Origin of the sequence: Vibrio sp. Vb1166, assembly GCF_033338695.1 — a bacterium.
GTDB classification, from domain to species: Bacteria; Pseudomonadota; Gammaproteobacteria; order Enterobacterales; family Vibrionaceae; genus Vibrio; species Vibrio alginolyticus.
In genome coordinates this window covers 47309-56428 of record NZ_JAWOTE010000026.1, presented here as the reverse complement: position 1 = coordinate 56428, position 9120 = coordinate 47309, and the positions used below count along the sequence as shown (strand labels likewise).

Below are 9120 nucleotides of genomic sequence, written 5' to 3'. Positions count from 1 at the left end.
GTTACGTCTTCGTAGCAAGTTACTTTTTCTTGGTCAGTGAAGAAGAAGCCGAACATACCGCCCACTTGGTTAACAACTAGCGGAATACCGTGTTTTTCTGCTAGAGACTTAAAACCTTCAGCAAGTTGTTTCGTTTTAGAAGCTAGGCGCTTTTCGTTGCCTTCTTCTTTTAGAAGGTTCAAACATGCGTAGCCTGCTGCCATTGCGACAGGGTTACCGGAAAGGGTACCAGCTTGGTAAACTGGGCCTGTAGGTGCAACGTATTGCATCACTTCTTTACGGCCACCGAAAGCACCTACTGGCATACCGCCACCAATCACTTTACCCAGTGTCGTTAGGTCGGGTTTGATGTTGTAGTGTGCTTGCGCGCCGCCTAGAGCAACACGGAAGCCTGTCATTACTTCATCAAAAATTAGTAGCGTGCCTTCTTGATCACAGATTTCACGTAGCCCTTCGTGGAAGCCTTCCACTGGTGGAATACAGTTCATGTTGCCTGCTACTGGCTCAACGATGATACAAGCAATTTCGCCTTTGTTAGCAGCAAATAGCTCGCGTACAGAATCTAGGTCGTTGAATGTTGCTGTTAGCGTGTGTTTAGCAAAATCTGCAGGAACGCCAGGAGAGCTTGGTTGGCCTAGAGTTAGTGCACCAGAACCTGCTTTTACTAGCAAGCTATCAGCGTGGCCGTGGTAACAACCTTCAAATTTCATGATCTTATCGCGACCGGTGAAGCCACGTGCAAGGCGAATCGCGCTCATAGTAGCTTCAGTACCAGAACTTACCATGCGGATTTGCTCCATTGATGGAACAAGCTCAGAAACTAATTCTGCCATCGCGATTTCAAGTTCTGTTGGCGCACCGAAGCTAAGACCGCGTTGCGCTGCATCAATTACTGCTTCGCGGATAACCGCGTGGTTGTGGCCAAGAATCATTGGACCCCAAGAGCCAACGTAATCAATATACGCTTTACCATCGGCATCAAAAATCAGTGGACCGTCTGCTCGTTCGATAAATAGCGGAGAGCCGCCAACGCCGTTGAATGCACGAACTGGTGAATTGACACCGCCAGGGATGGTTTGCTGAGCTTTTTGATACAGCTCTGATGATTTGGTCATGGGGTTATCCTCTTTTGATTGCTCGGACCAAGTGGAGCGCATTGTACCTAGCTATAATCAAGTTAGAAACGTTTTGCTTAATTTATGTGTTGTTTCGCAGTGTAATCTTATATATCCGCATCTGTTATAAAGAATCGGCGGCGAATACTTGAACGAGTTTGTCAGGTATTGGATAATCGTCTCAATTAGCACAAATTTGACGTCTTGCTTCAGGCTTGACGCATTACACGAGTGAGAGAGGTCTTCGTGAGCGAAGTAAACGTACCATTATCTTTTTCTGACGCAGCAGCATCTCGCGTTAAAGCATTGATTGCTGAAGAAGAAAACCCAGCATTGAAACTGCGCGTATACATTACTGGCGGCGGCTGCAGCGGCTTCCAATACGGCTTTACTTTTGATGAAAATGTAAACGAAGGCGATACAACAATCGTAAACAGTGGTGTAACACTGGTTGTAGACCCTATGAGTCTGCAATATCTCGTTGGCGGTATTGTTGACTACACAGAAGGGTTGGAAGGAGCGCGCTTCTTCGTAAATAACCCCAATGCAACGACAACATGTGGTTGTGGTGCATCGTTCAGTGTGTAATTAACACCTAACAGGCAGCTAATGGCTGCCTGTGCTTTATGTAGAAGGATGTCACGTAAAGCACACGCTCGCAGATATGCAGAGAAATAATAAAAAGGACTTTATATGTCTGGACTTTCTTTTGGACGCCGAATTGTCGAGCGCCCTTGGCTAGTATCTCTTATCCTCGTCTTACTTCTTGTTGCATGGCTAACCATCGGCCAACTCAAAGCACAAGATGATCATCCTAACTCTTCAACATCCACGAACACGACACCACTTGCAAAGGTGATGTTTGATACTTTTCTTGCCGAACCTACCAGTAAAACCATTGAATTGTATGGACGAACAGCGCCCAATCGTCAAGCGCGTCTTGGCGCCGAAGTTGCCGGTAAAATAGTCAGTCTTAACATAAAGAAAGGCCAAGCGGTCAAACAGGGACAAGTGATCGCAAACATCGATAAGCGCGACCTTGGCATTCAACTTAAACGGGCCCAGGCGATGCTGTTGGTTAAAGAGAAAGAGTTTAATGCAGCTAAATCGCTAAAAAGTCGTGGACTGCAAGGTGAGGTTGCATTTGCGACAGCGCAAGCAGCGTTGGTAGATGCACGTGCGAATTTGAGTAACGTGCAAACGGCTTTAAGAAATACTGAGGTTAAAGCGCCATTTGATGGCATCGTAGATCACCACTTTGTTGAGTTAGGTGATTTTGTCGGGATTGGCGATCCTATTGCGACGGTCATTGATTTGGATACTTTAGTGATTGAAGCCGATGTCAGTGAACGGCATATACAATACCTTAAGGAAGGCCTAGAAGCCGACGTAAGAACCATTAACCAACAGCATCATCAAGGTCGTGTGCGCTACATTGGACGTGTTTCTTCTGCTTCTACTAATACATTTCCAATTGAAATCGAAATTGATAATCAAGACGCAAGAATTCCTGCCGGTATGAGCGCAGAAGTACAGCTGCCTTTGAGTGAAGTGTTGGCAGTAAAGATTACGGCTGCCATGTTAGCACTAGATGAAGAAGGTAACTTAGGTGTCAAGACACTGCGTAATGAGCATGTTGAGTTTGTTCCAATTCAACTCGTTAAGGCCGAGGATGATGGTGTGTGGCTCTCTGGGTTAGGAGAGCGTGCAGACATTATCGTGCTGGGACAAGGTTTTGTGCGAGATGGTGATCAAGTACTGGCCAATAAAGTTGATGACGTAGTTGTTGAAGCGGCTAGTGAGCAGTAAGGAGCACTTATGTACACTCTGATTGATGCTGCGTTATCCCGCGCTCGCACCATGCTGACATTACTGGTGATGATCTTAATTGCCGGTGTCATTACTTACGTCACTATCCCCAAGGAATCGAGCCCTGATATTACCATTCCTATTATCTACGTTTCTGTTGGGCATCAAGGCATTTCTCCCGTCGATGCCGAACGTTTATTAGTTCGGCCAATAGAGCAAGAGTTGCGCTCTATTGAAGGCGTAAAAGAGATGACCTCTGTGGCATCAGAAGGTCATGCTTCGGTGACGCTGGAATTTAGTGTTGGAGTGGATCTTGATAAAGCGATGGCAGATGTGCGTGATGCGGTTGATCTTGCAAAGCCAAAATTACCAGAGGACAGTGATGAGCCAACGGTAAATGAAGTCACGTTTGCATCTGAAGAGCCTGTTTTGACTGTTGTTCTATATGGCACCGTACCAGAGCGGACCATTGTACAGATTGCCAGAACGCTACGTGATCGTTTGGAGAGTTTCCGTCAGGTTCTTGAAGTTGAAATCGCAGGGGATCGCGAAGACATCGTGGAAATAGTTGTCGATCCGCTATTGATGGAAAGCTACGGTCTCGATCAAGCGGATATCTATAATTTAATTGCCTTGAATAACCGAGTTGTGGCTGCGGGGTTTGTCGATACTGGGTATGGACGCTTTTCGGTAAAAGTCCCATCGGTTTTTGATTCACTGAAAGATGTGCTTGAACTACCGATCAAGGTGAATGGCAAAGAGGTGATCACTTTTGGCGATGTGGCGACAGTACGGCGTGCATTTCGCGATCCTGAAAGTTTTGCTCGTTTAGATGGCGAATCTGCCATCGTTTTGGACGTAAAAAAACGGGCAGGGGAAAACATCATTGAAACGGTTGAGCTGGTAAAAGAAGTACTGGCTCAGGGACAGAAGCGCGCCGAGTGGCCCGACAATTTGCAAGTTAAATACACTTGGGATCAATCCGACGATGTCAAATTGATGCTCAGTGATCTACAAAACAATATCTTATCCGCAATTATCCTCGTAGTTATCGTCATTATTGCCATATTGGGGGTTAGGACCGCGCTTCTCGTGGGGATTTCTATTCCAGGATCGTTCTTGACTGGGTTGTTGGTGTTATCGGTATTTGGGCTGACGGTCAATATCGTCGTACTGTTTGCTTTAATTATGGCAGTAGGCATGTTGGTGGATGGTGCCATTGTGGTGACAGAGTTTGCAGATCGGCGCATGCAAGAAGGAACGCCACGTAAAGAAGCCTATCGAGATGCAGCAAAGCGAATGGCCTGGCCGATTACCGCATCCACAGCAACCACATTGGCTGCGTTTGCTCCGTTACTTTTCTGGCCAGACATCACTGGTGAGTTCATGAAGTACTTACCACTTACTTTAATTGCTACCTTGGCCGCTTCACTGATGATGGCTTTACTGTTCGTTCCTGTCATCGGTGGGATCATTGGCAAGCCTCAAGTCGTCAATCAGAAAGCTCAGCGAGAAATGGTGGAGCTGCATAACGGCAACTTTGAAAAAGCGACAGGCATTACCAAGCTTTATTACCAGACTCTGTCGGTAGCGATTCGTCATCCATGGAAAGTCTTACTCAGCGCGATACTGCTAGCGGCAGGTGTCGGCTTCACTTACAACAAAGCTGGCTTGGGTGCAGAGTTTTTCCCTGAGGTGGACCCTGCCTTTTTTACCGTTAAAGTTCGTTCTTATGGTGACTTGTCTATTCACGAAAAAGATGTTGTTATGCGCGAAATCGAGAAGGTGATGCTCGGTCATGACGAGTTTGAAAGTGTCTACACGCGCACGGGGTCGAGCGATAATGGGGACGAGATTGGCCAGATTCAAATAACGCCTGTGGATTGGCAGTATCGACGCAAAGTGAAAACCATTATTGAGGAACTAAAAGAGACGACAGATCGCTTTTATGGTGTTGAACTTGAGTATAAATTCCCGGACGCAGGACCGCCTGTCGAGCATGATCTCGTGATTGAAGTATCATCACGAAACTTGAGTGTTAGTGCGTTAGATGAAGCGGCCAAAAAAGTACGACATTGGGCTGATGGTAATCCTGCACTGACCAACTTGAGTGATACCACTAATAAGGAAGGGATTGATTGGCAAATTGATATCCAGCGAGATGACGCCTCTCGCTTTGCAGCGGATGCTACCTTAGTCGGGAATACCGTCCAGTTTGTTACGAACGGCTTGAAAATAGGCGATTATTTGCCTGATGATGCAGATGAAGAAGTCGATATTTTGGTGCGCTATCCGCAAGATAAGCGCGACATAGGTCGATTTGATCAGCTGAGAGTGAAAACGGCAGCTGGTCTAGTACCGATTACGAATTTTGCTCAAATCAAACCAGATCATAAGCAAGACACCATTCGTAGGGTCGACGGTCATCGAGTTATCAATATTAAAGCGGATATGGTGGAAGGTTACAATTTAGCGCTTGAATTACCTAAGATTGCCGCTGGAATGGAACAGCTCGAGTTACCGGAAGGCATTGAATATAAGATTCGGGGGCAAAATGAAGAGCAGGAAAACTCATCAGCATTCTTGCAAAATGCTTTTATTGTCGCGCTTGGTGTGATGGCTTTGATTTTAATTACGCAGTTTAATAGCTTTTATCAAGCTTTCTTAATCCTTAGCGCAGTGCTGTTTTCTACTGTTGGTGTCTTCGCTGGGTTACTTATTTTCCAAAAGCCATTTGGCATCATTATGTCGGGAATTGGAGTGATTGCGTTGGCTGGTATCGTGGTAAACAACAATATTGTTTTAATCGATACTTATAATCAGATGCGTAAACGTGGCTTAGAAAAATCTGAGGCTATTTTGCGTACGGGTGTGCAGCGTTTAAGACCCGTTTTACTTACGACGGTGACCACCATATTAGGCTTATTGCCAATGGTGTTAGAAATGAACATCGACTTAGTTAATCAGAAAGTGGAGTTTGGCGCACCAAGCACTCAATGGTGGTCTCAGCTTGCGACCGCTGTCGCGGGTGGTTTGGCGTTTGCGACTTTGCTAACGTTAGTTCTGACACCGTGTTTGCTTATGCTCGGGAGAGAGCATCACTCCGAACAGTAAGCTTTATCGTGATGATATCGACAAAACAAAAAGGGCAGCGAAGCTGCCCTTTTCAATACCTTGCCTTACTTCATTGCTAGCAGTTTGCTGTAGCGTTCAAGCTTGTCCATGCTAACTTTCGCGTTTGCCATGAAAGTTTGTCTCGCTTTTCCTGTCAGGGATTTAGATTGTGGCAAATTCACCGTGCGCGGGTTTTTATGGACACCATTCACAAGGAACTCATAGTGCAGGTGAGGGCCAGTTACACGGCCAGTTCCGCCAAGCGTACCGATGGTTTGGCCTTGCTTAACGCGTTGACCAGCTCGTACAGTACGTTTGGTTAAGTGCAGGTACTTGGTAATGTAAGTATTACTATGTTTAATGAAAACGTAGTTACCATTAAATTTGTTGTAAGACGATTTTTGAACAACACCATCACCAGCCGCCCAAATCGGGGTGCCCACTGGTGCTGCATAGTCCGTGCCTCTATGAGGACGAACGCGTCCCGTCACTGGATGTAAGCGGCGTGGGTTGAAGTTAGACGAAACTCGACGGAAATCCAACGGCGCGCGTAAGAATGCTTTTTTCATTGCACGCCCATTTTCGTCGTAATACTTGCCACTTTTCTGATCCAATATTGCGGTAAAGGTATCGCCTTGGTTTTTAAAGATCGCAGCAATGATTTTTCCACGGCCGATTACTTCTCCTTCTACCACTTCCTCTTGGTAAAGTACTCGGAAGCTGTCGTTTTTACGAATATCTAAAGCAAAGTCGATGTCCCAACCAAATATGCCAGCCAGTTCCATGATTTGGTTACCATTTAATCCAGAAGATATTCCTGCATTCCAAAAGTTTGATTTGATGGTGGCTTCAGCGTAGTTGTACTGGAAGTCGACTTCTTTTTTATCAACTTCAGAAACGTACTTGCCGTCTTTTAATGTGATACGAAAAGTCTCGAACGCGCTTAGTGTTCTTCTTAGCTGCACCAAGTCGTTATTTTCGTCAAAACCAAATTGCAATCGGTCACCAGGTCGAAGCCGAGTTAACTGTTTTTCCACTTCTTTGTCTGATGACACCAGTTCATGTAATAGACGAGCAGAAAGCCCTACGCGACTAAATAAGATGGCAGCACTCTCGCCATTTTTTACCTTGTATGTCTCCCAGCGCAGCACGGCGGGAACCGCAGGCGATGAACTATTTAGTGCACTGAGTTCGAGGGAAACTGGAACAGGATAATGTTGACCAACTTTTAATCGGCTCTGCTGCGGGTCTAGGTCTTGCGGATCAGGTAAAAAGAAGAGCGCGAAGATAATCAGCGCACTAAAAAAACCGATCAATACTTTGTGCAAGAGTGGAAGTCGGACAAAAATCGAATGCATGAGGTACTTGATTGCTAAATTAAACGGAAAAAGTGACAACTACCTAGTCTAACGTGTTTCAAAATGCATCGCTATTCAAGTAATATGTTCAGCTATTATATTTTTGCCAAATCTGTGGGAGTGAACAAGAATGGCGAGCATTGAAGCTGCACTAGCCGAGATTAAGCGCGGTGTTGAAGAGCTGATTCCAGAAGAAGAGCTAATCGCAAAACTAAAAGAAGACCGTCCTCTACGTATTAAATTGGGCGCTGATCCAACAGCACCTGACATTCACCTAGGCCATACGGTTATTTTCAATAAGCTTCGCTTGTTCCAAGAACTAGGTCATGAAGTGACGTTCCTAATCGGTGACTTCACTGCAATGGTTGGTGACCCAACAGGTAAAAACACAACTCGTCCACCGCTAAGTCGTGAAGACGTATTGCGTAACGCTGAAACGTACAAAGAGCAAGTGTTCAAAATTCTCGATCCTGCAAAGACTAAAATTCAGTTTAACTCTGAGTGGCTGTCTGAATTGGGCGCAGAAGGTATGATTCGCCTTGCGGCAAACCAAACCGTTGCTCGTATGCTAGAGCGTGACGACTTTAAAAAGCGTTACGCGGGTGGTCAGCCAATTGCTATTCATGAGTTCATGTACCCACTTCTACAAGGTTGGGACTCAGTAGCAATGGAAACGGATGTTGAATTAGGTGGTACAGACCAGAAGTTCAACCTTCTAATGGGTCGTGAACTGCAAAAGTCTCACGGTCAAAAACCTCAGGTTGTACTGATGATGCCGCTTCTAGTGGGCCTTGATGGCGAGAAGAAGATGTCTAAGTCAGCAAACAACTACATCGGTATCAGCGAAGCGCCAAGCGAAATGTTTGGTAAAATCATGTCTATTTCTGATGACTTAATGTGGAGCTACTACGAGCTGCTCTCTTTCCGTCCTCTGGAAGAGATTGCTCAATTCAAAGCTGATGTAGAAGCGGGCAAAAACCCTCGTGACATCAAAGTATTGCTAGCAAAAGAAATTATTGCTCGTTTCCACAGTGAAGCCGATGCCGATGCAGCAGAGCAAGAATTCGTAAACCGTTTTGCGAAGAACCAAATTCCTGATGAAATGCCAGAGTTTGACTTTGACGCAGGTCGCCCAGTGAGTAATCTGTTGAAAGAAGCAGGTTTATGTCCATCATCGTCAGATGCGATGCGCATGGTTAAGCAGGGCGCTGTGAAGATTGATGGTGAAAAAATTGCGGACAGCAAATTTGCTCCAGAAGCGGGTACTTACGTGTTCCAAGTAGGCAAACGTAAATTTGCTCGTATTACTATTCAGTAATCCATAATGACTGCAAATGAAAGCGTCCGAAGGGCGCTTTTTTTGTATGAAAATTTAGCAAAAACGGCAAAGTAAAACTTCCATACCTGATGAACTTTGCTACTATACTTGCGCTGCCAATAATGGCAGCGCTATCGGAGATTTACATGAACAATACCGACCATCCTCCCAGTCGTTGGGTGAGTAAGATTAAGGGAGCGAAATAACCCGCTTCGGTATTGGCGATCTCCGCCTTACCTAAGTGGTGAGGCATCTTTTCTAATTTTTTTCTCGTTATTTCCTTCATACATTCTGAATAGACAGTGCATTCGCATTGGTTTTCTCTGTGCATCTTATTTGTTGTCTGACTTTTAGCGTGCAAGAGTGGCTTTTCATGCTTTGTCGATGGTCGTTACCAATGCCAATC

The 9120-nt window shown here is 45.5% G+C and carries 6 protein-coding genes; 4 read left to right on the top strand and 2 right to left on the bottom strand.

What is annotated here, in order from left to right; translation table 11 throughout:
- Window positions 1-1115, bottom strand: a 1115-nt coding sequence (hemL, locus tag R7E51_RS19960; protein WP_318128315.1) for a glutamate-1-semialdehyde 2,1-aminomutase, incomplete at its 3' end; no start/stop codon positions are given.
- Between the two features lie 246 nt (window positions 1116-1361).
- Here hemL and erpA point away from each other — a divergent pair.
- From erpA to vmeK, 3 genes are all read left to right on the top strand, one after another.
- Window positions 1362-1703 carry an iron-sulfur cluster insertion protein ErpA gene (gene erpA / locus R7E51_RS19955; protein WP_005380031.1) on the top strand — a complete coding sequence of 114 codons (342 nt, stop codon included), beginning with the start codon at window positions 1362-1364 and terminating at the stop codon, window positions 1701-1703.
- A 105-nt stretch (window positions 1704-1808) separates the two neighbouring features.
- The gene (locus R7E51_RS19950; protein ID WP_154205059.1) at window positions 1809-2924 is read left to right on the top strand and encodes an efflux RND transporter periplasmic adaptor subunit; all 1116 of its coding nucleotides are present in this window, start codon (window positions 1809-1811) and stop codon (window positions 2922-2924) included.
- 9 nt (window positions 2925-2933) lie between these two features.
- On the top strand, window positions 2934-6038 hold the full coding sequence (gene vmeK / locus R7E51_RS19945) for a multidrug efflux RND transporter permease subunit VmeK (protein ID WP_025768204.1): 3105 nt from the start codon (window positions 2934-2936) through the stop codon (window positions 6036-6038).
- 65 nt (window positions 6039-6103) lie between these two features.
- On the opposite strand, the gene R7E51_RS19940 is transcribed toward vmeK, so the two are convergent.
- On the bottom strand, window positions 6104-7396 hold the full coding sequence (locus R7E51_RS19940; protein ID WP_033905576.1) for a peptidoglycan DD-metalloendopeptidase family protein: 1293 nt from the start codon (window positions 7394-7396) through the stop codon (window positions 6104-6106).
- Window positions 7397-7526: 130 nt separating this feature from the next.
- On the opposite strand from R7E51_RS19940, the gene tyrS reads away from it, so the two are divergent.
- Complete coding sequence (gene tyrS / locus R7E51_RS19935; protein WP_017820416.1) at window positions 7527-8714, top strand: tyrosine--tRNA ligase; 1188 nt, start codon at window positions 7527-7529, stop codon at window positions 8712-8714.
- The last annotated feature ends 406 nt before the right edge of the window (window positions 8715-9120 follow it).

Bases quoted from the DNA above. Each gene is read 5' to 3' on its own strand.
- R7E51_RS19950 (WP_154205059.1), top strand. From the start codon at position 1,809: ATGTCTGGACTTTCTTTTGGACGCCGAATTGTCGAGCGCCCTTGGCTA.
- vmeK (WP_025768204.1), top strand. From the start codon at position 2,934: ATGTACACTCTGATTGATGCTGCGTTATCCCGCGCTCGCACCATGCTG.
- R7E51_RS19940 (WP_033905576.1), bottom strand. From the start codon at position 7,396: ATGCATTCGATTTTTGTCCGACTTCCACTCTTGCACAAAGTATTGATC.
- tyrS (WP_017820416.1), top strand. From the start codon at position 7,527: ATGGCGAGCATTGAAGCTGCACTAGCCGAGATTAAGCGCGGTGTTGAA.